The sequence below is a fragment of the Nocardioides panacisoli genome, assembly GCF_019448235.1.
In the GTDB taxonomy this organism is placed as follows: Bacteria; Actinomycetota; Actinomycetes; order Propionibacteriales; family Nocardioidaceae; genus Nocardioides; species Nocardioides panacisoli_A.
Genome location: NZ_CP080409.1, coordinates 3494679 through 3517709, shown reverse-complemented (window position 1 = coordinate 3517709; position 23031 = coordinate 3494679). Strand labels below are relative to the sequence as shown.

Sequence of the window (23031 nt, the reverse complement as noted above, 5' to 3'; positions counted from 1 at the left end):
CTGGTGGCGACGGACTACGGCAGCCGGTCGACGTCCTCGCCGGTGGCGAGGTCGCCGCACTCGATCGCGACCGGCGGGTGCGCGGCGAGGTAGTCCCGGGCACCGCGGTCCTCGTGCGCCGCCGCACGGATGCCGGGCCAGTGGTCCCGGCCGAGCAGGACCGGGTGACCGGGCCGGCCGTCGTACGCCGCCCGGGCGAGGGTCGCGGGACCGGTTGCGGCCTCGCGGACTCGGGCCACGACGGGTGCGGTCACGTCGGGCAGGTCGACGAGGTGGACCAGGGCGACCTCGGCCGCGGTGTCGGCGAGCGCACCGAGACCGCACCGCAGCGATGCGCCCATGCCCTGGGACCAGTCGGCGGCGTGGACGACCTCGACCGGCCGGTCGGTGTGCGACGGTGCGCCGGCCAGGAGTCGAGCAGCCTCCTCGCCGCCGGCCCCCAGCACGACGGTGACGCTGCGGCAGCCACCCCGGTGCAGGACCTCGACCGAGCGCAGCAGCCACGGAGTGTCGTCCGCGGCACGGACCAACGCCTTGGGTCGTCCCATCCGCCGGCCGGCCCCGGCGGCGAGCAGCAGTCCGTGCACCACGCCCCCATCCTGCACCGGACACGATCGAGCCCCGCCGCCCGGGAGGCGACGGGGCTCGACCCCAGCAGTGGCGTGCGTCAGAGCACCGGCGAGAAGGGCTCGGTGCCCTCGACCAGCTCCAGCCCGGCGATGCCGGAGTGCTGCTGGGCGTAGGCCAGCTCGCGGGAGAGGTCGCCGATGTTGTTCGAGGCCGGCAGCGGGGCCAGGCCGAGCGTGGACAGCGTGCCCACGGCACGGCCCTCGCCGTCGAGGAAGGCGCTGCCGGAGTCACCGGGGACACCGGGGCTCAGCGTGTAGAGCGCGTGGGTCCAGCCACCGCCGCTCGAGCCGAGGCTGGTGCCGGTCTTGGGCGAGAGCGGCTCGAGTCCGCCCCGCAGGCTGGAGTTGCCGTAGGAGTAGACGCGGTCACCGGCACTGGTGCCGTCGGTGTTGATCCCGACCGGACCGCCCCAGAAGGGGATGCTGGGGTTGACCTTGCCCACGTCGGCGGCGTCGACCTCGATGAGCGCGAAGTCGTTGTAGGCGCAGGTGTCGGCGTCGGTCTCGTTGATGTCCTGCATGGTGTTCCAGGAGCTGTAGACCAGGGTGCCGGCACCGACCTGGGTGCCCTCACTGAGCAGGCTGCCGCCCTCGTTGAAGGTGACGCGGGTGCCCAGCGGGAGGGTGCCGGACTCGCAGCCGTTGGTGGAGGTCGAGCCGCTGGTGCCCGAGCAGTGGGCGGCCTGGCCGAGGTAGACCTTGTCGGCGGCGTCGGTGAAGACGAAGTTGGCCGTGCACTGGCCGCCTTCGGTGTAGGTCTGGACGCCCGGCGTGATGGCGGCCGAGTCCGCCGGGGCCCATCCGTCGGCCGGCGCAGCAGTGGCGCCCGGGACGGCGAGCGCCAGCGCGGCGACGGTGCCGAAGCCGGCGAGGGCGGAGGCGAGGGGACGGTGGGACATCAAGGAACCTCTCATCTGTGTTCGCTGTCACAGGGCCCAACGGGTGTCCCACCGGCGAAGTTACGGGTCGGTAACCGAGCGAGGGCGCAGTCGGCAGCGGGTCATGCGCCCGAACGCAGCCGGTCGACCTGCGCCAGCAGCGGCTCGACCGTGGCCGCGAAGGTCCCGCGCGACCATGACCCGGGCATCGTGGAGTGGTAGTAGAGCCCCTCCCCGATGAGCATGATCGCCTCGGCGGCGTGGTCGTCGCCGACCTCGGCGCGGATCAGGTCCAGCCAGGCGGCGTGCGCGGACTCGAGCGCGGTGATCGCCGCCTCGTTGGCGGCCTGCGCGAGCCGGTGGACCGCGGCGAAGTAGTGGTCCATCTCGGTCCCGGAGTGGACCGAGGTGCGGACGAAGTTGCGGGCCGGCCCCTCCTCGGCGTGCTCCATCTCGGCCAGGCCGAGGGCGGCGATCTCCTCGAACCGCGCGATCAGCGCCTCGGCGAGGGCCTCCTTGGACGGGAAGTGGTAGAGCAACCCGCCCTTGGACACCCCGGCCGCGGCAGCGATGGCCTCCATGGTCGCGGCACGCTCGCCGTCCTCGCGCAGGAGGCGGCAGTAGGCGTCGAGCACCTTCTCGCGTGCGTGCGGGGGCCGGGTCATGACGCATCACCCTACGAGGTCGACCCGCGGCGAGGGCGCAGGTGTGGCGACGCGGATCACAGTCGGCTCGACCTGATAACTAAACCGTCCAGACGGTACAGTAATGCGGACGACCACCGCACCACCCCAGGAGCCCGCCATGGCGCACACCCTCGCCACGACCCCGCTCGGCGCCGCACCACTCGGCCCCCGCCGACGCTGGGCGGCGCTCGCCGTGCTGATGCTGCCGGTGCTGCTGGTCTCGGTGGACAACACCGTGCTCGCCTTCGCCGTGCCGACGCTGACCACGGCCCTGCAGCCCTCGGGTGACGAGCTGCTGTGGCTGATCGACAGCTACCCGCTGGTGCTCGCCGGCCTGCTGGTGACGATGGGGACCCTCGGCGACCGGGTCGGCTGCCGCCGGTTGCTGCTGGTGGGTGCCACCGGGTTCGCGATCGTCTCCGTCGCCGCGGCGTTCGCCCCGGACGCGCGGTCACTGATCGCGGCGCGGGCGCTGCTGGGCGTCTTCGGCGCGATGCTGATGCCCGCGACCCTCGCGCTGCTGCGCAGCATCTTCACCGACCCCGACCAGCGCCGCACCGCCGTCGCGATCTGGGCGTCCGGCTTCTCCGCCGGCGCCGTGCTGGGACCGATCGTGGGCGGCTGGCTGCTCCAGCACTTCTGGTGGGGGTCGATCTTCCTGCTGGCCGTGCCGGTCCTCGTGCCGCTGCTGGTCCTGGGGCCGCTGCTGCTGCCGGAGGCGCGCGACCCCTCCCCCGGCCCCTTGGACCCGACCAGCGTGCTGCTGGCGATCGGCACGATGCTGCCGCTGGTGTTCGCGATCAAGACCGCCGCGGGCCACGGGTCGGTCGCCCTCGCCGCCGTCGCGACGGCGGTCGGCCTCGCGAACGGTGTCACCTTCGTACGCCGCCAGCAGCGCCGGCCCGCTCCGATGCTCGACGTCGGCCTGTTCCGCAACCCGGTCTTCAGCGGTGCCCTGACCCTGAACCTGCTCAGCGTGCTGGCGATGGTCGGCTTCGTCTACTTCCTCTCCCAGCACCTCCAGCTCGTGGCCGGGATGTCGCCGGTGCGGGCCGCCGCCCAGATGGTGCCGGGACTGCTGATGACGATCCTCGCCGGCCTTGCGGCGGTCGCCCTGGCACGGCGACTCGGCACCCGGACGGTGGTGACGCTCGGCCTCGCCCTGAGCGGGGCGTGCTACGCACTGGTCGCCGTCGGCGGCCACACCGGGTCGGTGCCCCTCCTCGTCACCGCCTTCGTGCTGCTCGGGGCCGGCGTGGGCATGAGCGAGACCCTGTCGGGCGACCTGGCCCTCGGGGCGGTGCCACCCCACAAGGCCGGCGGTGCCGCGGCGCTGTCGGAGACGGCGTACGAGGTCGGCGCCGTGCTGGGCACGGCGGTGATGGGCAGCCTGCTCAACGCCGCCTACACCCGCGGCCTCGACCTGCCGGCCGGCCTCACGGCCGCGGAGGCCGAGCAGGCCGGGGAGACCCTCGGCGGGGCGCACGGCGTCGCGGCCGAGGCCGCCGCCGACCGGCCCGAGGTCGCCGCGGACCTGCTCGATGCCGCGGCCCACGCCTTCGACGCCGGCGTGACCCTCACCGCCGCCCTCGCGGTGGTCCTGATCGCCGTCGCGACCCGGGTCATCCGTCGCGCCCTGCGGGACGCCTGAGGGCACCGCACACGCAACAGGGCCCCGGCCGAGTCGGCCGGGGCCCTGCTGGTGGTGCGCGGGTGCGCGGGCCTTACATCATGCCCATGCCGCCCATGTCACCCATGCCGCCCATGTCGCCGGCACCGGCGCCCGCGGGCTCCGGCTTGTCGGCGACGACGGCCTCGGTGGTGAGGAACAGCGCGGCGATCGACGCGGCGTTCTGCAGCGCCGAACGCGTCACCTTGGCCGGGTCGATGATGCCCTCGGCGACCATGTCGACGTAGTCACCGGTCGCCGCGTTGAGGCCGTGGCCCGGCTCGAGGTTGCGGACCTTCTCCGCCACGACGCCGCCCTCGAGGCCGGCGTTGATGGCGATCTGCTTCAGCGGCGCCTCGGTGGCGAGCTTGACGATCGCGGCACCGGTGGCCTCGTCGCCGGTCAGGTCCAGCTTGTCGAACGCGCCGACCGAGGCCTGCAGCAGGGCCACGCCGCCGCCGGCGACGATGCCCTCCTCGACGGCCGCCTTCGCGTTGCGCACGGCGTCCTCGATGCGGTGCTTGCGCTCCTTGAGCTCGACCTCGGTGGCCGCGCCGACCTTGATGACGGCCACGCCGCCGGCGAGCTTGGCGAGCCGCTCCTGCAGCTTCTCCCGGTCGTAGTCGGAGTCGGAGGCCTCGATCTCGGCGCGGATCTGGTTGACCCGGCCCTCGATCTGGCCCTGGTCACCGGCGCCCTCGACGATGGTGGTCTCGTCCTTGGTGACGACGACCTTGCGCGCCTGGCCGAGCATCTCGATGCCGGCGCTGTCGAGCTTGAGGCCGACCTCCTCGGAGATGACCTGGCCACCGGTCAGGATCGCGATGTCCTGCAGCATGGCCTTGCGGCGGTCGCCGAAGCCGGGCGCCTTGAGGGCGACGGACTTGAACGTGCCCTTGATCTTGTTCACCACGAGGGTGGAGAGGGCCTCGCCCTCGACGTCCTCGGCGATGATGACCAGCGGCTTGCCCGACTGCATGACCTTCTCCAGCAGCGGCAGCATCTCCTTGACCGAGGAGATCTTGGAGTTCGCGATGAGGATGTAGGGGTCCTCCAGCACGGTCTCCATGCGCTCGGGGTCGGTCACGAAGTAGGCCGAGATGTAGCCCTTGTCGAACCGCATGCCCTCGGTGAGCTCGAGGTCCAGCCCGAAGGTGTTGGACTCCTCGACGGTGATGACGCCTTCCTTGCCGACCTTGTCCATGGCCTCGGCGATGATCTCGCCGACGGTCTCGTCGGCGGCGGAGATGGAGGCGGTGGAGGCGATCTGCTCCTTGGTCTCGATCTCCTTGGCCATGTTGAGGAGGTTCTCCGACACGGCCTCGACGGCAGTCTCGATGCCGCGCTTGAGGCCCATCGGGTTGGCGCCGGCCGCGACGTTGCGCAGGCCCTCGCGGACCATGGCCTGGGCCAGCACGGTGGCGGTCGTCGTACCGTCGCCGGCGACGTCGTCGGTCTTCTTGGCGACCTCCTTGACCAGCTCGGCGCCGATCTTCTCGTAGGCGTCCTCGAGCTCGATCTCCTTGGCGATGGAGACGCCGTCGTTGGTGATCGTGGGGGCGCCCCACTTCTTCTCGAGGACGACGTTGCGGCCCTTGGGGCCGAGGGTGACCTTCACAGCGTCGGCGAGCGTGTTCATCCCGCTCTCGAGGCTGCGCCGGGCCTCCTCGTCGAATGCAATCAGCTTCGGCATAACTCGTGCGATCCTTCGCAGGTGCTCAGTGTGGTCCGGGCCGATGGGCTGCCCGCGACGGCACGACCGCGGCGATCTCGGCGAACCCTGCTCGCCGATGCGCCGGGCCCAACGTCACCGGTCCGGTATTGGCACTCTCATGATATGAGTGCCAATCAATGTTTAGCACTCGCCCCCCGCGAGTGCAAGACCGGCGCGGACGCCCCGGACCTCACCGGGCACCCACCGAGCACCCTCACAGCGAGGTGCGCAGCACCGCGGCCCCGTCGGCGTCGCGCACGACCACGGCGACCACGTCCTCGCGCAGGGCGGCCGACTGCAGGTTGCAGACCAGCTGGTCGGGGCCGGTGCCGATGAACTCCCCTGCCGGGACCAGCTCGCCCGAGGAGGTCCGGAAGGCTGCCCGGAAGACCTTCCCGTCCTCGAAGCCGTCGGCGACCAGCCGCAGCTCCACGCCCCAGGTGTGGTCGACCAGGTCGGCACGGGCGACCTCCACGTCGGCACCGTCCGCGGCGCGCTTGAGCGCGATCGGCTCCAACGGCGCGGCCGCCGGCTCGGGCGCGGTCACCCGACCGACCACCCCGCCGCCGACACCGCCGACCCCGACGGCCACGACCAGCGCGGCCGCCACCAGCAGGCCCGTCCGCCGGCGGCCGCGGCGGGCGCGCAGCTCGTCCTCGACCCGGGCCACGTGCCGGGCCGCCTCGATGCTCTCCCGCTCGGCGGCCACCTCGGACCGGATCAGGTCACCGAGGACCGCCGGAGGGACCGGCGGCGCCGCGAAGGCGTCCGGGTCGACCTGGTCCAGCAGTGGGGCCAGCGGTGCGATGTGCGCGAGGTCCTCCCGGCAGGCCGCGCAGCCGTCCAGGTGGGCGCGCACTCGGTCGACCTCGCTCCCGTCGAGGTGTCCCAACGCGTACGAGCCCAACATCTCCCGCACCTGCTGGTGCGTCCGCTCCTCGTTCACGGGCTCACTCCCATCTCGTCCATCGCCTCCCGCAGGGCGCGCAGGCCGTAGAAGACCCGGCTGCGCAGCGTGCCCACGGGGATGCCCAGCTCGGCGGCCACCTCGGCGTAGGGCCGCTCCCGCAGGTGCGTCTGCACGATCGCCTCCCGGTGGTGGTCGGCGATCCGGCGCAGTGCCTCCTCGACCAGCCACGCCTCGAGCAGCCGGTCGGTCGAGTCGGCCGCGGCGCCGCCGATCGCCTGCGCCGTGGTCGGATCGACCAGGTGCTGCTGCCACGGGCGGACCCCCGCCGCCCGCGCGTGGTCGATCATGGTGTTGCGGGCGATCCCGAACAGCCACACCCGCAGCGTCGCCAACTGCGGATCGTAGCGGTGCGCGTGGCGCCAGGCCTTGAGGAAGGTCTCCTGCGTCACGTCCTGGGCGGCACCGGGGTCCCCGAGGCCGCGCAGCACGAAGCGGTAGACCTCCGCGCCGTAGCGCAGGTAGGCCTCGTGCACCTGGTCCTCGTCGCCCAGTCCGGCGACGGATCGCGCAGGCTCGCCCGAGCCCCCACCTCGCTCGTCCACGCCACTCGCCCCCACGGATCGCAGTCTGCCGGTCACACCAGTCAGTACGGCGAACGCACCGCCGACGTTCACGACATCGGTCGAACCCGTCCGAGGCCGGGTGAACGTGGCCCGGACCACAGCCGTACCCACCGACGAGGCCGTGGGGATCGCCCGCGACCGCAGCGGGCCGCAGCGGTCCGCACCGCCGACGAAAGGGCACGCACATGTCAACCACACCGACCCGTGGGGGCCGGCTGCTGAGCGGGGTGGGCACGGCCGCACTCGCGCTGGGCATCCTCGCCGCAGCTCCCAGCGGCACGGCATCAGCAGCGAGTTCGACCCCGGCCTCCGCCGCGCAGGCACCCGCCAGCAGTGCGGTGGCCGCGGCACCCCGACGCTCGGTGCGCGTCAGCACCGAGTGGCAGCTGCGTCGGGCCGTGGCCCGGGCGAACAACCGCAAGGGCGCGGTCACGATCCGCCTCAAGCGCTCGATCACCTTCAGTGACTCCCGCCCCACCAACGGCGGCGCGTGGCGTGGCGACATCGACGTGCGGGGCGACGTCAAGGTGGTGGGTTCGGGACGCCGGATCAACGCCGCCGGCGTCGACCGCATCTTCGACGTCCGCTCCGGCGGCCGGCTGATCGTGAAGAAGATCCGGCTGACCCGCGGCCAGGCCCCTCAGGGCGAGAACGGCGGCGCGCTGCGCAGCAGCGGCAACCTGATCGTCAACAAGGCCAACGTCAACCGCAGCGTCGCCTCCGGCGACGGCGCCTCGGGCGGCGCGATCGCCAACGAGGGCGGCAAGTTGCAGGTGCGCAAGAGCTGGATCGCCAAGAACGAGTCCGACCGTGCCGGTGGCGCGATCGAGGCCGTCGGCGGCACGACCTGGATCAAGGGCACCACCCTGAAGGGCAACGACGCCGGTGCCGCGCCCGGCAACGGCGGCGGCTTCCACCTCACCGACGCCGGCAAGGTCACCGTGCGCTTCAGCCGCTTCGTCGGCAACCGCGCCGGCGCCGAGGGCGGCGGTCTCTGGAACTCCGCGGCCGGCACCATGACCGTGGCGCAGAGCGTGGTCAAGAACAACGTCGCCGAGGGCGCCGAGGCAGACCAGGGCGGCGGCGGCCTCTACAACGACGGTGGCGACCTCAGCGTCCCCAACACCCAGGTGCGCGGCAACAGCGCCACCGGCGCGGCCGGCTCCGGCGGCGGCCTGCTCAACAACGGCGGTGAGCTGGACCTGTGGTCGAGCACCGTGGCCGGCAACGACGCCCAGCGCGCCGGTGGCGCGGTCGAGGCCGTGGCCGGGGAGACCGTCATCAACCGCTCGTGGCTGATGAACAACACGACCGGCGCCGCACCCGGCAACGGCGGCGGCCTCCACCTGACCGGTGAGGGCGACGTCGAGGTCAACGGAAGCACCGTGGCGGGCAACACCGCGGCCGCCGAGGGCGGCGGCCTGTGGAACTCCGCCACCGGCACGATGACCGTCACCGGCACCACCCTGCGTGGCAACGTCGCCGAGGGCGCCGAGGCCGACCAGGGCGGCGGCGCGCTCTTCAACGACGGCGGCACCATGACCGTCGAGGGCGGCACGATCCAGGACAACCGAGCCACGGGGGCCTCCGGCTCCGGCGGCGGCATCCTCAACAACGCCGGCGACCTCACCGTCGAGCGGGCCAAGCTGAGCGGCAACTCGGCCTCGCGGGCCGGCGGCGCGATCGAGGCCAACGTCGGCACGACCACGGTCAACGCGACGACGATGGCCGACAACGAGACCGGCGCGGCTCCGGGCAACGGCGGTGCGATCCACCTGACCGGCGCGGGCACCGTGGACGTCACCGGCGGCAGCGTCAACGGCAACACCGCGGCCGCCGAGGGTGGCGGCCTGTGGAACTCCAGCGGCGGCACCATGACGGTGACGAACACGTCCTTCAGCGGCAACGTCGCCGAGGGGGCGGCGGCCGATCAGGGCGGCGGCGCACTGTTCAACGACGGCGGCACCATGACCGTCGACGGCGCCACCATCGCGGACAACGACGCCACCGGCGAGGCCGGCTCCGGCGGCGGCATCCTCAACAACGCCGGTGAGCTGACCGTCACCGACACCACCCTGTCGGGCAACTCGGCGGTGCGCGCGGGCGGCGGCCTGGAGGCCAACGTCGGCACGACGACGCTGACCGGTGTGGACATGACCGACAACGAGACCGGGGGCAACCCCGGCAACGGTGGCGGCCTGCACCTCACCGGCGCGGGCACCGTGAACTGGGACGGTGGCACCGTCACCGGCAACGAGGCCGCGGCCGAGGGTGGCGGCATCTGGAACAGCAGCACCGGCACGATCATCGCGGAGAACATGACGGTCGAGAACAACACCGCACCGGACGGGCCGGACGTCTTCAACGACGGCGGCACGTTCACGCTGAACGGCACCCCGGTGCCGACCACCTGAGGTGGTCCGGCCTGACCTCCGGACCGTGCCGGTGGTCAGGCCGTCTGCGGGGGGAGGTGCCCGAACGGCACCTCCTCCCGCTCCCCCAGCGCCGTCAGCACCGAGGGCAGCAACGCCTTGGCCGTCCGCTTGTAGCCCAACGCGCTGGGATGGAACCGATCGAGGCTGAACATCTCGTCGGGGTTGGTGATGAAGAACGGCCCCACCACCCGGGCCAGGGACACCGCGTGCGCACCGTTGCGGACCGCGACCTCGGCCTGGGCGGCCGCCAGCTGGCGCGACATCCGCGACCCCAGGCTCCGCAGCGGCTGCGGCACCGGCCGCAGGCTCCCGAGGTCGGGACAGGTGCCGACCACGACCTCGGCCCCCAGCTCCCGCAGGCGGCAGATCGCGTCCTCCAGGTGGTCGGCCGAGGTGGGGGTCGGGACCCGATGGGTCACGTCGTTGCCACCCACGATCACCACCGCGACGTCGGGCCGGTAGTCCTCCGGCAACCGGTCGAGCTGGGCAGCGAGCATCGAGGACTCCGCCCCCACCTGCGCCACGGTGCGCAGCCGCACCGAGCGGCGTACCTGCTTGGCCAGGCCGCGGGCGACGCGGGCACCGAGGGTGTCCTTGCGGCGCTCGGCCCCCAGTCCCGCGGCGATGGAGTCCCCGACCACCACCAGGTCGAGCGGGTCCCCGAAGGACTTCTTCCACAGCCGGTCGGCGTCGATGGCCTCCTCCCCGAGTGGCTTGCCGATGCGGTCCCGGGCGAGCGCGGCCTGGCGGCGCAGCAGCTCCCGCGCGCCACCGGCGGTCACCCCGGCGCCGGCGACGGCCGCCGCGAGCGCGATGAGCGCGGTACGTCGTACTCCCATGGTCGTGTTGAACCAGATCGTGCTGAACCGGCGGTGACACGAAGGTGGCGAAACGCTGGACGAGAACACGTTCTAGCCAGCAGAGTGTCCTCGTGAGCCCTCGACCGCTGAACCTCGCCGACGTCCTCGAAGTCATGGCCGACGCCGTCCCCGACCGCGTCGCCGTCTTCACCATGGACCGTGCCTACACCTACGCCGAGATCGACGAGCGCGCCAACCGCTTCGCGCACCACCTGGCCGACCTCGGCGTCGCCCCCGGCGAGCACGTCGCCGTCCACTCCCCCAACCGCATCGAGTGGGTCGACGCCCTCTACGGCTGCTTCAAGGCGCGGGCCGTGCCGATCAACGTCAACTTCAAGTACCGCCACGACGAGCTCGCCTACCTCTACGACAACGCCGACTGCGTGGCCGCCGTGATCGCACCCGAGTACGTCGAGGCGGTCACTGCCCTGGACCTGCCGACGCTGCGCCACCGGATCGTCCTCGGCGAGGAGTACGACGCCGCGATGGCCGCCGCGTCCTCCCTACGACCCGAGACCGGCCGGACCGGCGACGACCGATACGTCCTCTACACCGGCGGCACCACCGGCCAGCCCAAGGGCGTCGTGTGGCGCCACGAGGACATCATCCGCGCCGCCCTGAACGCGGCGCGCTACGGCGCCCCGATCGAGTCGGTCGAGCAGCTCGGCGAGGAGGCGGCGGCCAACGAGTCGCCCATGACGCTGCTGGCGTGCGGCCCGATGATGCACGGCGGCAGCCAGTGGATCCTCGGCAACGGCCACGTCGCGGGCCAGACGGTGTCGCTCTACACCGAGCCCGGCTTCTCGGCCGAGTCGATCCTCGACCTGGTGCAGGCCGCAGGGGTGAACTCGCTGACCTTCCTCGGTGACGCCATGGGCCGCCCGGTCGCCGAGGCGATCCTCGCCGAGCCGGACCGGTGGGACCTCTCCAGCCTGGTCGCGGTCTCCAACGGCGCCGCCCCACTCAGTGACGGCGTACGCGAGGAGATCCGGCGAGCCCTGCCCGGCCGGTTCATCCTCGACTCCTACGGCGCCTCGGAGTCCGGGGCGGCCGGGTCCCGCGTCGACGACGGGCAGGAGGAGTCCGGCGGCGCGCCGCGGTTCGAGGTCAACGCCGACGTCGAGGTCTTCGACCCCGAACGCAGGCCCTGCCCGCCGGGCGTGACGGGCATGCTCGCGCGGTCCGGCCCGGTGCCGCTGGGCTACTACAAGGACGAGGCGAAGTCGGCCGCGACGTTCGTGGAGGTCGACGGCAAGCGCTGGGCCATCCCCGGCGACATGGCACGTCGCGAGGAGGACGGCTCGGTGACCGTGCTGGGTCGCGGCTCGGTGTGCATCAACACCGGCGGGGAGAAGGTGCACCCCGAGGAGGTCGAGGCCGTGCTGCTGCGCCACGACGACGTGTTCGACGCCGCCGTGGTGGGCACGCCGCACGAGCGCTGGGGCGAGCAGGTGACTGCCCTGGTGCAGGTGCGCGAGGGCGGCCGCCTCTCGGCGGAGGACCTGCGGGCCCACTGCCACGAGCTGATCTCGAACTACAAGGTGCCCAAGGAGGTCCTCTTCGTCGACCAGGTGCCGCGTACGCCGGTCAGCAAGGTGGACTACAAGGCGAGCAGCGCACTGGCGGTCGAGCTGCTCGACGTCGGCGGCTAGGTTGGTGCCATGGCGCTGACTCGCTGGCTCGTGGCGGTGGTGGCCGCCCTCGCCCTGCTCACCGGCTGTTCGGGCGACCCCGAGGAATCCTCGACCGCGAGTGGGTCGAGCGACTCGAGCGAGGCGGAGGAGGCCGCGCCCGCGATCCCCGAGGACCTCCAGGTGGTCGAGGCCGACGCCTCCGGCGTGCGCTTCGGCGTGCCCGAGGGCTGGCAGGTGACCGGCCCCGAGGCGCTGGACAACCCCGGCTCGCAGGCCGAGCTCGAGGCGCTCGCCGCACAGTCGGGGATCCCGCTGGAGCAGTTCCAGCAGATGGTGGGTCAGGTCGACGTGCTGGCGATCTCGCCGGACGGCGCCGAGAACGTCAACGTGCTGCCGCTGCGGGGCGTGGGTTCGGTCCCCGAGCCCGGCCTGATCCGCGCCGACCTCGAGCGCGTCGGCGCCACCGTGACCGACGTGGTGGAGATCGACACGTGGCTGGGCACGGGACAGGCGGTGACCTACTCGCTGCCGACCCAGCGCGGCGAGCAGCACGGCATGTCGCTCTTCGTGGTCGCCGACGGCAGCGTGGTCAACCTGACGGGCACGACCGGATCGGCGGACCGCTCGGCCGCGCTGGTCGAGCAGGTCGCCGACACGCTGCGCACCCTGGACTGACTCAGCCGCCGGCGACGGCGGGGATGATCGACACCTTGGTGCCGTCGGGGGTGGGGGTCTGCAGGTCCTGGAGGAACCGGACGTCGTCGTCGGCGACGTAGACGTTGACGAAGCGACGCAGCTTGCCCTCCTCGTCCAGGACCCGCCCCTTGATGCCGGCGTAGTTGGCGTCGAGGTCGTCCAGGACGTCGGCGAGGGTGGCGCCGTCGGCGTCCACCTCGGAGTCACCGCCGGTGTAGGTGCGGAGGATCGTCGGGATCCGGACGCTGACGCTCATGCTGCTCGCTCTCGGTTGCTCGGTGGGGACTCGGCGGGCGCGACCGCCGGTGGTCGCGCCCGTCGGGACTAGATGTCGGTGGCCTTGAAGGCGTCGTAGGACGGGGCGATGGTTGCGCGCGGACCGACCTGGTCGGCGATGGCCTCCAGGGTCTTCAGCCCGTGACCGGTGTTGATGACGACCGTCTCGAGGTTGGGGTCGAGCTGGCCGGTCTCGACGAGCTTCTTGGTGACGGCCAGCGTCGTGCCGCCGGCGGTCTCGGTGAAGATGCCCTCGGAGCGGGCGAGCTGGACGATGCCGGCACGGATCTCGTCGTCGCTGACCTCCTCCACGGCGCCGCCGGTCTCGCGGCACACGTCGAGCACGTAGATGCCGTCGGCGGGGTTGCCGATCGCCAGGCTCTTGGCGATGGTGTCGGGCTTGACCGGCCGGATGGCGTCGACGCCGGCCTTGTAGGAGGAGGCGACGGGGTTGCAGCCCTCGGCCTGCGCACCGAAGACCTTGACCGGCTTGTCCTCGACCAGGCCGAGCTTGACCAGCTCACCGAAGGCCTTGTGGACCTTGGTCAGCTGGGACCCGGACGCGACGGGGATGACGATCTGGTCCGGCAGGCGCCAGCCGAGCTGCTCGGCGATCTCGTACCCCAGCGTCTTGGAGCCCTCGGCGTAGTACGGGCGGACGTTGACGTTGACGAACGCCCAGCCCTCCTCCTCGCCGGCGATCTCGGAGGCGAGCTTGTTGACGTCGTCGTAGTTGCCGTCGACGGCGACGAGGTTCTCGGTGTAGATCGCGGAGTTGACCTGCTTGGGCTGCTCCAGGTTGGCCGGGATGAACACGACCGTCTTGATGCCGGCACGGGCGCCCGCGGCGGCCACGGCGTTGGCGAGGTTGCCGGTGGAGGGGCAGGCGAAGACCTTCGCGTCGAGCTCGCGGGCCGCGCTCAGGGCGCAGGCGACGACGCGGTCCTTGAAGGAGTTCGTGGGGTTGGTCGAGTCGTCCTTGACCCACAGCGTGTCGATGCCGAGCTCGGCGGCGAGGTTGTCCGCACGCAGCAGGCGGGTGAAGCCGGGCTCCATGTTGGGGCTCTCGGCGATGTCGGTCGGCACCGGCAGCAGCGGCTGGTAGCGCCAGATGTTCTTGGGCCCGGCCTCGATCTGCTCGCGGGTGACCTCGGGGAACTCATAGGCCACCTCGAGCGGCCCGAAGCACTCCGGACAGGCGTAGAACGGGCCGAGCGCGACGGCGTGGCCGCACTCCCGGCAGGAGAGGCCGACGGCGTTGCCGAACCCGCCCTCACGGATGGTGGAACGGGCGGTCGTGTCCTCGGTCGCCACAGCGCTCACGGAGTCCTCCTTCTCATCTGTCCCGGCGCGACGGTCGCGCAGGGCCGGACTTGGCACCGTTTCCGCAGGACTCCGACGGGGGTCGGAGCGGGGTGCTGCGGCGGTTGCCGGGACTTCGACGGGCCGTTCCCTCAGTCCCTCTGGATGAGCTGCGCCCAGCCTAGGAGCCGGGACCACACGGCACGAATCGGCGTCCCGTCAGGCGAGACGGCGGTCCGCGATGTGGGATCGCTCAGCGGCGACGTACGTCGTCGACGAGTTGGCGGAGCAGGCCCAGCACGCCGTCCGGGCCCCGCACGATCACGTCGGCGCGGTCGGCCAAGGCGGTGTGCTCCTCGGAGAGCGAGCACACCCGCAGCGTGGCGAGCCCGCGCTCGCGCAGGGCCTCGACGGCCTCGAACGCCTCGATGTCACCCAGGTCGTCCCCGGCGTAGAGGAAGCCGCGGGCGTCGCGGGCGGTGGCGAGCTCGTCGACCACGCTGCCCTTGTGGGTCGCGGCGTCGCGCACCTCGATCACGCTCTTGCCCAGCTCCAGGGCGAGCCCGTGCCGGTCGGCCAGCCCGCGCAGGAGGGGCAGCAGGCGGTCGAACGCCGCGGCCGGCTCGGCCAGCCGCCGTGTGTGCACGGCGACCGCCAGGCCCTTGTCCTCGACGTAGGCCTCCTCCGCGCCGGCCGAGCGCAGCGCCCGGGGCAGGTCGCGCTCGAAGGTCGCCAGCCCCCGGGGCGGCCGCGGGCTCACGATGCGCCGGGTGCCGGCGCTCCAGCGCTCGTTGCCGTACTGGCCGTAGACGTCGAACGCCCCGCCGGCGGCGCGGATCCGGGCGCCCAGGTCGTCGAGGTTGCCCAGTTCGAGCACCTGGCGGACCGGGCGGCCGGTGATGATCGCGACCCCGCCCACCTCGGCGGCGAGGTCCACCAGCACCGGTGCGGCATCGGGGTGGATGTGGGCCCGGGTCGGGTCGGCGACGATCGGCGCCAGCGTGCCGTCGAAGTCGAGTCCGATCACGACCGAGGGCGCCGCAGCGGCCAGGTCGGCGTAGCGGCGTTCGGCGCGGGCGGATGCGAAATCCACACCGCCATCCCATCACGCCGCCCCTCCGGCCGGTCCGGCAGCCGCCCCGCTCGGCCCCGGTCCGCGCGTGGGTCAGCGGGCGCAGGCCGCGTCGAGGTGGCGGATCAGGGCGATCTCCATCGCGGCGTCGTGGTCCCCGCCGACCTCCTCGGTGACCTCGCCGGTCTCGTCGTGCCAGGTGAGCACGAACGGCTGCGCACTCGGCGTCCACTCCGTGGCCAGGTCGCAGTCCCGCGGGGACACCGCGAGCCGGATCGGGACGTAGGAGCGGTTGACCGACAGCTGCACCGGCAGCGCGGGGGCGTCGATCGCAACACTGCCGCCGGGACGGTGGACGCCGGTGACGGTCGCCGTGCCGTCGCCGCGACCGTGGAGCAGGGCGGCCTCGATCTGCAGCACCCCGTCCGCGGCGTCCGCGGCGGGCACGACGCGGTGGAGCACCAGGCGCACCTCGCTGGCGCCCCACGCAGCGGCAGGCTCCCGCGGGGTCGCGGGCGGGGCCGCCGTGTCCGGCGGGAGGTCCCGCCACCACCACAGCGCGACCACGGTGCCGAGCACGCCGCCGAGGAAGGCCAGGACGAGTGAGCCCCGGCGCCGCCGGCGGGGCGTGAGTACGCCGCGCAGCCAGTCACCGACCGGCCGTGCGAACGGCACCTCGCGCCGCGGGGACGGGAGCGGGGGCTCCATGCCTCGACGCTACACCGGCGCGAGCGCCACGGGACCGCGCCTGCGGTGGCGGGAGGCTCAGTCGAGCTGGCCGGTGAGGATCAGGGTGAGCCGGTCGTTGCTCATCGACTCGATGGCCGGCAGGACCCGCTCGACCCCGAGGTCCAGCGCGAGCTGGTTGGCGGCGCGCTTCATCTGCGGGCCGTGGTACACCGTGGTCGCCGGCACGGTGCCGTACCAGTTGTCGGCGGCGACGACGTCCCAGCCGACCTCGGTGGCCCGGCCGGAGACCTGGCCGGCGAGCCCGGTGATGCCGGTGTTGTTGAACACCACGACCGGCACCTGGCCACGCTGGACCGGCGGGGGCTTCTTCTTCTGCTGCTTCTTCTTCTGCTGCTCGGTGGCGTCGGTGCTCGGCTCCTCGCTCGTCGCGGGCGAGGACGTCGAGGACTCGCTGGAGGAGGCCTGGTCGACCACGCGCTCGGCCGGCTCGTCGCCGGTGGTGACCACGAAGGCGACGGCGGCGAATGCCACCGCGAGGACCGACAGGATGACGACCGGCGAGGGAAGGACCGTGCCGCGCTCGGTGCGGGCACCGGCGGTGCGACGGGGACGGTCACGCATCATTCAGACCTCGAAACCCAGTCGACGCGCCGAGCGCTGCCGCTGGCGCTGCGCACGCAGGCGGCGCAGGCGACGTACGAGCAGCGGGTCGGACTCCAGCGCCTCGGGACGGTCGATGAGTGCGTTGAGCACCTGGTAGTAGCGGGTGGAGCTCATGTCGAACTTCTCCCGGACCGCGGCCTCCTTGGCCCCGGCGTACTTCCACCACTGGCGCTCGAAGTCGAGGATGGCCGCGTCGCGCTCACTCAGGGACGCGACGTCCGCGCCACCCTCGGGCTCTGTGCTCAGCTGCGGGTCCATGGCTTCTCCTCGCCCCCATCCAGCGGTTGCTGACGCGGCCAACTGTAGACCCCTAATCACATCGATGTCATTCGGCACGCGGCGACGCGCCGGGCGCGGTCCAGATCGTGTCCGGCCGGGGTGGATCGCTCGACTAGAGTGACCCCCGTGGCCAACCACCTGGTGATCGTCGCCAATCGACTCCCGGTCGACCGGGTCGTCGGTCCCGACGGCGCGCCCGGGTGGCGGCGCTCCCCCGGCGGACTGGTCAGCGCCATCGAGCCGGTGATGCGCTCCGGCGACGGCGTGTGGGTCGGTTGGCCCGGCGGCACCGAGCAGGACCTCGCCCCGTTCGAGGTCGACGGACTGTCGCTGGTGCCGATGTCGATGACCGACGAGGAGATCGAGGGTCACTACGAGGGCTTCTCCAACGGCACCCTGTGGCCGATCTACCACGACGTGGTCGCCAAGCCGGAGTTCCACCGCGAGTGGTGGGACTCCTACGTCGAGGTCAACCGGCGCTTCGCCGAGCAGGCCGCCGAGCTCGCTGCCGAGCACGCCATGGTCTGGGTGCACGACTACCAGCTCCAGCTGGTGCCGCAGATGCTGCGCGAGCTCCGTCCCGACCTGCGGATCGGCTTCTACCTCCACATCCCCTTCCCGCCGGCCGAGCTCTTCCAGCAGCTCCCGTGGCGCCGCGAGATCCTCGAGGGGCTGCTCGGCGCGGACCTGCTCGGCTTCCAGCTGCCCGGAGGCGCCACCAACTTCGTCCGCCTCGTACGCCAGCGCGTGGGCCACAAGACCCACCGCAACACCATCTCGCTGCCCGACGGGCGCGAGGTGCGGGCGGCGGCCTTCCCGATCTCCATCGACGCCGCCGGGTTCGAGGAGCTCGCCCGCGACGACGAGGTGGTGCAGCGCTCGAAGGCGATCCGCGAGGCCCTGGGCAACCCGCGCAAGGTCTTCCTCGGCATCGACCGGCTCGACTACACCAAGGGCATCCACGCCCGGCTGCGCGCCTTCTCCGAGCTGATCGCCGAGGGGCACTTCTCCGTCGAGGACGCCGTCTTCGTGCAGGTCGCGGTGCCCTCGCGGGAGCGGGTCGAGCAGTACCGCATCCTCCGCGACGACATCGACCGGCTCGTCGGCCGCATCAACGGCGACCTCGGCCGCATCGGCCGGCCGGCGATCAGCTACCTCCACTCCTCCTACCCGCGCGAGGAGATGGCCGCGCTCTACCGCACCGCCGACGTGATGGCGGTGACGCCCTTCCGTGACGGGATGAACCTGGTCGCCAAGGAGTACGTCGCGTGCCGGGTCGAGGAGGACGGCGCCCTGGTCCTCTCGGAGTTCGCGGGCGCGGCGGCCGAGCTGCGCCAGGCCTGGCTGGTCAACCCCTACGACATCAACGGGATGAAGCAGGCGATGCTTGACGCCTACCACGCCGACTCCAAGGACCTGCGCCGCCGGATGCGCGCGATGCGGCGCACCATCGCCCAGCACGACGTCGAGGCCTGGGCGACCCGCTTCATGACCGAGCTCGAGGACTCCTGAGCCCGACGGCTCCCCGGACAACCGCGACACCGGGGACGTCCCGGGGGTAATTTCACCCCATGGACCTGCTCCCCAAGCCCGACCAGGTCGTCTCGGCCGCCGGCAACGTCGCCCACAAGGTGCTCTACGGCGGCCTGGCCGACCTGCGACCGATGCCGCGCACCCTCATCGACGAGGGCACGCTGCGGGAGCTCTACCACTACCGCCCCTCGGCCACCGCCCGTGAGACCGGCGACCCGGTGCTGCTGGTCACCCCGCTGGCCGCCCCGGCGCTGTGCTTCGACCTGCGGCGCGGGTGCTCGGTGGCCGAGCACTTCGTCACCGGCGGCCGGCCGACGTACCTGGTCGAGTACGGCGAGGTGTCCTTCAAGGACCGCAGCCTGGGCATGGAGCACTGGATCGACGAGGTCGTCCCGGAGGCGATCCGCGCGGCCTCCGAGCACGCGGGCGGCCGTCCGGTGCACGTCGTCGCCTGGAGCCTGGGCGGCATCTTCGCGCTGCTCACCGCCGCCGACGCCGACGACCTGCCGCTGGCCTCGCTGACCATCGTGGGCTCTCCCATCGACGTCAGCCAGGTGCCCCTGATCGCCCCGATCCGCCCGCTGCTCAACCTCGGCGACCGGTTCAGCCCGATCACCCGGGGCTACCAGCTGCTGGGCGGCGCCCCGAAGCCGCTGGTGAAGTGGGCCTTCCAGCTGTCGTCGTTCCAGAAGCTGGTCACCAAGCCGCTGGCACTGGCGGCCAACTCCGACGACGCGGACTTCCTCGCCCAGATCGAGGCCGTGGACCGCTTCACCGACAACATGATCGCCTACCCCGGGCGCACCTTCGGCCAGCTCTACCACCGCTTCGCGAAGGGCAACTCCCTCGTCGGTGGCGAGTTCGAGCTCGACGACCGCACGATCTCCTTCGCCGACATCGACGTACCGGTCCTGGCTTTCGCCGGCGCCGTGGACGGCATCGCGCCGGTCAAGTCGGTGCAGGCGCTCATGCCGCTGCTGACCGGCTCGCCCGAGACCCGCTTCGAGGTCGTGCCCGGCGGGCACCTGGGCATGCTCACCGGCCGGGCCGCCCGGCACACGACGTGGCAGGTCATGGACGAGTGGATCACCCAGTGGTCCAGCGACGCAGCGGACGACGAGGAGGACGGCACGGCGGAGGAGGCGACCGAAGGCATCGGCACCAACCGTCGGCGGCGCCACTCCTCCTCGGCCTCGCGAGCCCTCTCGCGTTGACCGCCACCGGTCCCGGCCGCCTGCCGCGCGGCGTCCGCATCGGGTACGGCGCCGGATCGGTCGCGACCGGTGCCTTCGGCACGGTGCCGGGGCTGATGCTGCTGCCCTTCCTCACCGACTCCCTGGCCGTGCCGGCGCTCCTCGCGGGCGCCATCGTCTTCCTGCCCAAGGCCTGGGACGTCGTCCTGAACCCGATCGCGGGCCGGATCAGTGACCGCACCGTCGACCCGCGCGGCCCGCGCCGCCCCTGGCTGCTGCGGGCCGGGGTCGTGCTGGCGGCCTGCTTCGCGCTGCTCTTCGCGGCGCCGGAGATGGGACGCACCGCCGACGCCGCGTGGGTACTGGTGGCGTTCCTGGCCTGCGCGACGGCGTACGCGTTCTTCCAGGTGCCCTACGTGGCGATGCCGGCCGAGATCACCGACCGCTACGAGGAGCGCACGCGGCTGATGACGTGGCGGGTGGCGCTGCTGGCGTTCACCATCATGCTCACTGGTGCCACCGCCCCGCTGATCCGTGACGCCGTCGGGGGCCGCGACGGCTATCGCGTCATGGGCGTCGCCATGGGGGCGGTGATCCTGATCGGCGCGCTCGCGGCGTACGCCGGCACGCGGCGGGCCCCGCACCTGGAGGTCCAGCCGGGACCCGGTTCGCTGCGCGAGCAGCTGCGCATCGTGGCCGCGGTGCGCGACTTCCGGCTGCTGCTCACCACATTCGTGGTCCAGGCGCTCGCGACCGGGTGCATGCTCGCCGGGGTCGACTACGTCGCCGGCGACGTGCTGGAGGTCCCCGGGGCGACCACGCTGCTCTTCGTCTGCTTCGTCGGCCCCGCCCTGGTGCTGACCCCGGTGTGGGCCGCCATCGGTGCCCGGGTGGGCAAGAGACGCGGCTTCCTGGCCTCCTCGGTGGTGCTGGCGACCGGTGCGGCGGGCGCCAGCGCGGCCGGGGTCGCGCCCGACGCCTGGGCCTTCGTCGCCACCGGCCTGGTCGGCGTCGGTTACGCCGGCTGCCAGGTCTTCCCGCTGGCGATGCTGCCCGACACCGCGGCGGTGGACGCGCGGCGTACCGGCACCTCGCGGGTGGGGGTCTTCACCGGGGTCTGGACCGCCGGCGAGACGCTGGGCCTGGCGTTGGGCCCCGGGGTCTACGCCGTGGTGCTCGCGCTGGGTGGCTACCGCTCCAGCAGCGACGGCGAGGTGGTGCAGGGCGAGGCGGCGCTGATGGCGATCACGCTGGGCTACTCGGTGCTGCCGGCGGTGCTGGTGGTGGCGAGCCTGTGGTGGCTGTGGCGCTACACGTTGGACGAGCGGACCGTGGACCGGACCGAGGAACTGGAGGTGCTGGAGTAGATGAGCGGGAGTGAACAGACCGCGCGGGTGCGGTCGCGGCTGGCCGAGATGCGGGCGGGTGACCTGCCCGTCGGGGGCGGTCGCACGCTGGCCTACGTCTTCGACTCCGGCCTGGAGGCGGTGGAGGCGGTCGCCCGGGAGGCCGTGGCGACGCACGCCTTCAGCAACGGCCTGGACCCCACGGCGTTCCCCAGCCTGCTGCAGATGGAGAACGAGCTGGTCGGCTTCGCCGCCGACCTGCTCGGCGCCCCCGAGGGCGTCGTCGGCTCGGTGACCTCCGGCGGCACCGAGTCCTGCCTGCTCGCCGTGCAGGCGGCGCGCGACGCGCGGCCCGACGTCGCCCGCCCCTCCCTGGTGGTGCCCGACACCGTGCACGCTGCCTTCCACAAGGCCGCCCACTACTTCGGGCTGCGCATCGTGGTGGTGCCCACCGGCGCCGACCACCGCGCCGACGTCGCGGCCACGGCGGCCGCGATCGACGACAGCACCGTGCTCGTGGTCGGCTCCGCACCGTCGTACGCGCACGGCGTGGTCGACCCGGTCACCGAGCTCGCGGGGCTCGCGGCCGAACGCGGCATCCGGTGCCACGTCGACGCCTGCATCGGCGGCTGGGTGCTCCCCTACGCCGCGCGGCTCGGCCGCCCGGTGCCGCCGTGGACCTTCGCCGTCGACGGCGTCACCTCGATCTCGCTGGACCTGCACAAGTACGGCTATGCCCCCAAGGGCACCTCGGTGCTGCTGCACCGCACGGCGGCGCTGCGGCGTCCGCAGTTCTTCGCCCACGCCGACTGGCCCGGCTACACGATGCTGAACTCGACGATGCAGTCGACGCGCTCGGGCGGACCGGTCGCCGGTGCGTGGGCGACGGTGCGGGCGCTCGGCGACGACGGGTACGCCGACCTGGCGGCCGCGGCGTTCTCGGTCACCGACGCGATCGCGGCGGGCGTGGCCGACGTGCCCGGCGTCGAGCTGGCGGCGAGGCCGGACTCGACGCTGGTCGCGCTGCACACCGATGCCACGTGCGACGCGTTCACGGTGTGTGACGAGATGGCTGCGCGGGGGTGGTACGTCCAGCCGCAGCTCTCCTACGGCGACCAGCCGCCGACGATCCACCTGTCGGTCAGCGCGGCGACTCCGGCCGCGGAGTTCCTCGCCGCCCTGTCGGAGTCGGTCGCGGCGGCGGTCACCGCCGGCCCGGTGGGCGTGGACCCGGACGTGGCCGACCTCATCCGCTCCCTGGATCCTGCCGGCCTGTCCGAGGAGGAGTTCGACGGCCTGCTGGCCGCGGCCGGCCTCGTCGGCGGCGGGGGCGGGCTCGACCTGCCCGACCGCATGGCCCCGGTCAACGTGCTGCTCGACGTCGCCGCCCCGGCGGTGCGCGAGGCGGTGCTGGTGGCGTTCCTGGACCGCCTGATGCGGCCGGTCCGCGGTGCCGCGGACTAGTCCGAACGGGTCACCGAGCTCGCGCCGATTTCCCGATGGCAGGCGGCGCCGCAGCGCCTAGGTTCGGGTGCAGCGCAGCTGGTGCGGCGCCCCTGGGAGGGAGAGGGGCGCCGCCGCTGCTTTTTCGCCAGGCGCTCGGGCCGACACGTGCCTCAGGCCGACACGTGCCTCAGGCCAGCAGGTCTTGGTGGTCGGGGTGCTTCTCGATCCAGGCCCGGACGAACGGGCAGGTCGGCCGGACCCGGAGCCCGTCGGCGCGGGTGTGGTCCAGCGCCTCCCGGATCAGCGTGCTGCCGACCCCCTGCCCCTCGAAGGCGTCGTCGACCTCGGTGTGGACGAAGTCGCGGACCCCGTCGCGGTCGACGTAGTCGGCGAGCCCGGCCCGGCGACCCTCGACGTGGACCTCGAATCGGCTCTGCTCCGCGTGCTGGCTCACCCGTGCATCAGTCATGTCCCCAACCTACGGCCACCGTCGTCGT

The 23031-nt window shown here is 72.7% G+C and carries 22 protein-coding genes and 1 riboswitch; of the genes, 8 read left to right on the top strand and 14 right to left on the bottom strand.

The annotated features are described in order from the left end of the window. Positions 1–14 precede the first annotated feature (14 nt). The 3 genes from KUV85_RS17195 to KUV85_RS17660 form a co-directional block, all read right to left on the bottom strand. Positions 15–590, bottom strand: a complete 576-nt coding sequence (locus KUV85_RS17195; RefSeq protein ID WP_219961109.1) for a nucleotidyltransferase family protein — start codon at positions 588–590, stop codon at positions 15–17. 77 nt (positions 591–667) lie between these two features. Then, positions 668–1528, bottom strand: coding sequence for a hypothetical protein (locus KUV85_RS17190; RefSeq protein WP_219961108.1), 861 nt, complete (start codon positions 1526–1528; stop codon positions 668–670). Positions 1529–1629: 101 nt separating this feature from the next. Further along, on the bottom strand, positions 1630–2172 hold the full coding sequence (locus KUV85_RS17660) for a TetR/AcrR family transcriptional regulator (RefSeq protein ID WP_219961107.1): 543 nt from the start codon (positions 2170–2172) through the stop codon (positions 1630–1632). A gap of 139 nt (positions 2173–2311) precedes the next feature. On the opposite strand from KUV85_RS17660, the gene KUV85_RS17180 reads away from it, so the two are divergent. Then, complete coding sequence (locus tag KUV85_RS17180; protein WP_219961106.1) at positions 2312–3844, top strand: MFS transporter; 1533 nt, start codon at positions 2312–2314, stop codon at positions 3842–3844. A gap of 73 nt (positions 3845–3917) precedes the next feature. Here KUV85_RS17180 and groL read toward each other — a convergent pair whose 3' ends face one another. The 3 genes from groL to KUV85_RS17165 all read right to left on the bottom strand — a co-directional run bounded on the left by groL (position 3918) and on the right by KUV85_RS17165 (position 7088). Further along, positions 3918–5555 carry a chaperonin GroEL gene (gene groL, locus KUV85_RS17175; protein ID WP_219961105.1) on the bottom strand — a complete coding sequence of 546 codons (1638 nt, stop codon included), beginning with the start codon at positions 5553–5555 and terminating at the stop codon, positions 3918–3920. A 235-nt stretch (positions 5556–5790) separates the two neighbouring features. Further along, entirely contained in the window at positions 5791–6522 is a 732-nt protein-coding gene (locus KUV85_RS17170; RefSeq protein ID WP_219961104.1) for a zf-HC2 domain-containing protein, read from the bottom strand. Continuing rightward, entirely contained in the window at positions 6519–7088 is a 570-nt protein-coding gene (locus KUV85_RS17165; protein ID WP_219961103.1) for a sigma-70 family RNA polymerase sigma factor, read from the bottom strand. The genes KUV85_RS17170 and KUV85_RS17165 overlap by 4 nt, the downstream gene beginning before the upstream one ends. A gap of 206 nt (positions 7089–7294) precedes the next feature. On the opposite strand from KUV85_RS17165, the gene KUV85_RS17160 reads away from it, so the two are divergent. Beyond that, a complete protein-coding gene (locus tag KUV85_RS17160; RefSeq protein WP_219961102.1) occupies positions 7295–9523 on the top strand; it encodes a hypothetical protein in 2229 nt (742 codons plus the stop codon). A 35-nt stretch (positions 9524–9558) separates the two neighbouring features. Here KUV85_RS17160 and KUV85_RS17155 read toward each other — a convergent pair whose 3' ends face one another. Then, a complete protein-coding gene (locus tag KUV85_RS17155; RefSeq protein WP_219961101.1) occupies positions 9559–10383 on the bottom strand; it encodes an SGNH/GDSL hydrolase family protein in 825 nt (274 codons plus the stop codon). A 92-nt stretch (positions 10384–10475) separates the two neighbouring features. Here KUV85_RS17155 and KUV85_RS17150 point away from each other — a divergent pair, with 92 nt between their 5' ends. Beyond that, the gene (locus KUV85_RS17150) at positions 10476–12056 is read left to right on the top strand and encodes an AMP-binding protein (protein WP_219961100.1); all 1581 of its coding nucleotides are present in this window, start codon (positions 10476–10478) and stop codon (positions 12054–12056) included. Positions 12057–12065: 9 nt separating this feature from the next. After that, positions 12066–12713 carry a hypothetical protein gene (locus KUV85_RS17145; protein ID WP_219961099.1) on the top strand — a complete coding sequence of 216 codons (648 nt, stop codon included), beginning with the start codon at positions 12066–12068 and terminating at the stop codon, positions 12711–12713. A 1-nt stretch (position 12714) separates the two neighbouring features. On the opposite strand, the gene KUV85_RS17140 is transcribed toward KUV85_RS17145, so the two are convergent. The 6 genes from KUV85_RS17140 to KUV85_RS17115 all read right to left on the bottom strand — a co-directional run bounded on the left by KUV85_RS17140 (position 12715) and on the right by KUV85_RS17115 (position 16995). After that, positions 12715–12990: a MoaD/ThiS family protein gene (locus tag KUV85_RS17140; protein ID WP_219961098.1), complete on the bottom strand. Its 276-nt coding sequence runs from the start codon at positions 12988–12990 to the stop codon at positions 12715–12717. Positions 12991–13058: 68 nt separating this feature from the next. After that, positions 13059–14333 (bottom strand): threonine synthase, encoded by a 1275-nt coding sequence (gene thrC, locus KUV85_RS17135; protein WP_219961097.1) that lies wholly within the window; start codon positions 14331–14333, stop codon positions 13059–13061. 10 nt (positions 14334–14343) lie between these two features. Then, a riboswitch (SAM riboswitch) is annotated at positions 14344–14484 on the bottom strand. Between the two features lie 81 nt (positions 14485–14565). Then, on the bottom strand, positions 14566–15405 hold the full coding sequence (gene otsB / locus KUV85_RS17130) for a trehalose-phosphatase (RefSeq protein ID WP_219961096.1): 840 nt from the start codon (positions 15403–15405) through the stop codon (positions 14566–14568). A gap of 72 nt (positions 15406–15477) precedes the next feature. Next, positions 15478–16092 (bottom strand): hypothetical protein, encoded by a 615-nt coding sequence (locus tag KUV85_RS17125; RefSeq protein ID WP_219961095.1) that lies wholly within the window; start codon positions 16090–16092, stop codon positions 15478–15480. Between the two features lie 57 nt (positions 16093–16149). Further along, complete coding sequence (locus KUV85_RS17120) at positions 16150–16695, bottom strand: LytR C-terminal domain-containing protein (protein ID WP_219961094.1); 546 nt, start codon at positions 16693–16695, stop codon at positions 16150–16152. A 3-nt stretch (positions 16696–16698) separates the two neighbouring features. Further along, positions 16699–16995 carry a DUF3263 domain-containing protein gene (locus KUV85_RS17115; protein WP_219961093.1) on the bottom strand — a complete coding sequence of 99 codons (297 nt, stop codon included), beginning with the start codon at positions 16993–16995 and terminating at the stop codon, positions 16699–16701. Positions 16996–17142: 147 nt separating this feature from the next. On the opposite strand from KUV85_RS17115, the gene KUV85_RS17110 reads away from it, so the two are divergent. Genes KUV85_RS17110 through KUV85_RS17095 form a run of 4 tightly spaced genes read left to right on the top strand, consistent with a single transcriptional unit; the run spans position 17143 to position 22552 of the window. Continuing rightward, positions 17143–18528: an alpha,alpha-trehalose-phosphate synthase (UDP-forming) gene (locus KUV85_RS17110; protein ID WP_219961092.1), complete on the top strand. Its 1386-nt coding sequence runs from the start codon at positions 17143–17145 to the stop codon at positions 18526–18528. A 59-nt stretch (positions 18529–18587) separates the two neighbouring features. Further along, the gene (locus KUV85_RS17105; protein WP_219961091.1) at positions 18588–19763 is read left to right on the top strand and encodes an alpha/beta fold hydrolase; all 1176 of its coding nucleotides are present in this window, start codon (positions 18588–18590) and stop codon (positions 19761–19763) included. Beyond that, positions 19760–21109, top strand: a complete 1350-nt coding sequence (locus KUV85_RS17100; RefSeq protein ID WP_219961090.1) for an MFS transporter — start codon at positions 19760–19762, stop codon at positions 21107–21109. The genes KUV85_RS17105 and KUV85_RS17100 overlap by 4 nt, the downstream gene beginning before the upstream one ends. Next, positions 21110–22552 (top strand): pyridoxal phosphate-dependent decarboxylase family protein, encoded by a 1443-nt coding sequence (locus tag KUV85_RS17095; RefSeq protein ID WP_219961089.1) that lies wholly within the window; start codon positions 21110–21112, stop codon positions 22550–22552. A 169-nt stretch (positions 22553–22721) separates the two neighbouring features. Here KUV85_RS17095 and KUV85_RS17090 read toward each other — a convergent pair whose 3' ends face one another. After that, a complete protein-coding gene (locus KUV85_RS17090; RefSeq protein WP_219961088.1) occupies positions 22722–23003 on the bottom strand; it encodes a GNAT family N-acetyltransferase in 282 nt (93 codons plus the stop codon). Positions 23004–23031 lie beyond the last annotated feature (28 nt).

Bases quoted from the DNA above. Each gene is read 5' to 3' on its own strand.
- KUV85_RS17160 (WP_219961102.1), top strand. From the start codon at position 7,295: ATGTCAACCACACCGACCCGTGGGGGCCGGCTGCTGAGCGGGGTGGGC.
- KUV85_RS17660 (WP_219961107.1), bottom strand. From the start codon at position 2,172: ATGACCCGGCCCCCGCACGCACGCGAGAAGGTGCTCGACGCCTACTGC.
- KUV85_RS17190 (WP_219961108.1), bottom strand. From the start codon at position 1,528: ATGTCCCACCGTCCCCTCGCCTCCGCCCTCGCCGGCTTCGGCACCGTC.
- KUV85_RS17095 (WP_219961089.1), top strand. From the start codon at position 21,110: ATGAGCGGGAGTGAACAGACCGCGCGGGTGCGGTCGCGGCTGGCCGAG.
- KUV85_RS17145 (WP_219961099.1), top strand. From the start codon at position 12,066: ATGGCGCTGACTCGCTGGCTCGTGGCGGTGGTGGCCGCCCTCGCCCTG.
- KUV85_RS17155 (WP_219961101.1), bottom strand. From the start codon at position 10,383: ATGGGAGTACGACGTACCGCGCTCATCGCGCTCGCGGCGGCCGTCGCC.
- KUV85_RS17180 (WP_219961106.1), top strand. From the start codon at position 2,312: ATGGCGCACACCCTCGCCACGACCCCGCTCGGCGCCGCACCACTCGGC.
- KUV85_RS17105 (WP_219961091.1), top strand. From the start codon at position 18,588: ATGGACCTGCTCCCCAAGCCCGACCAGGTCGTCTCGGCCGCCGGCAAC.
- KUV85_RS17120 (WP_219961094.1), bottom strand. From the start codon at position 16,695: ATGCGTGACCGTCCCCGTCGCACCGCCGGTGCCCGCACCGAGCGCGGC.
- groL (WP_219961105.1), bottom strand. From the start codon at position 5,555: ATGCCGAAGCTGATTGCATTCGACGAGGAGGCCCGGCGCAGCCTCGAG.
- KUV85_RS17125 (WP_219961095.1), bottom strand. From the start codon at position 16,092: ATGGAGCCCCCGCTCCCGTCCCCGCGGCGCGAGGTGCCGTTCGCACGG.
- KUV85_RS17090 (WP_219961088.1), bottom strand. From the start codon at position 23,003: ATGACTGATGCACGGGTGAGCCAGCACGCGGAGCAGAGCCGATTCGAG.
- KUV85_RS17115 (WP_219961093.1), bottom strand. From the start codon at position 16,995: ATGGACCCGCAGCTGAGCACAGAGCCCGAGGGTGGCGCGGACGTCGCG.
- KUV85_RS17140 (WP_219961098.1), bottom strand. From the start codon at position 12,990: ATGAGCGTCAGCGTCCGGATCCCGACGATCCTCCGCACCTACACCGGC.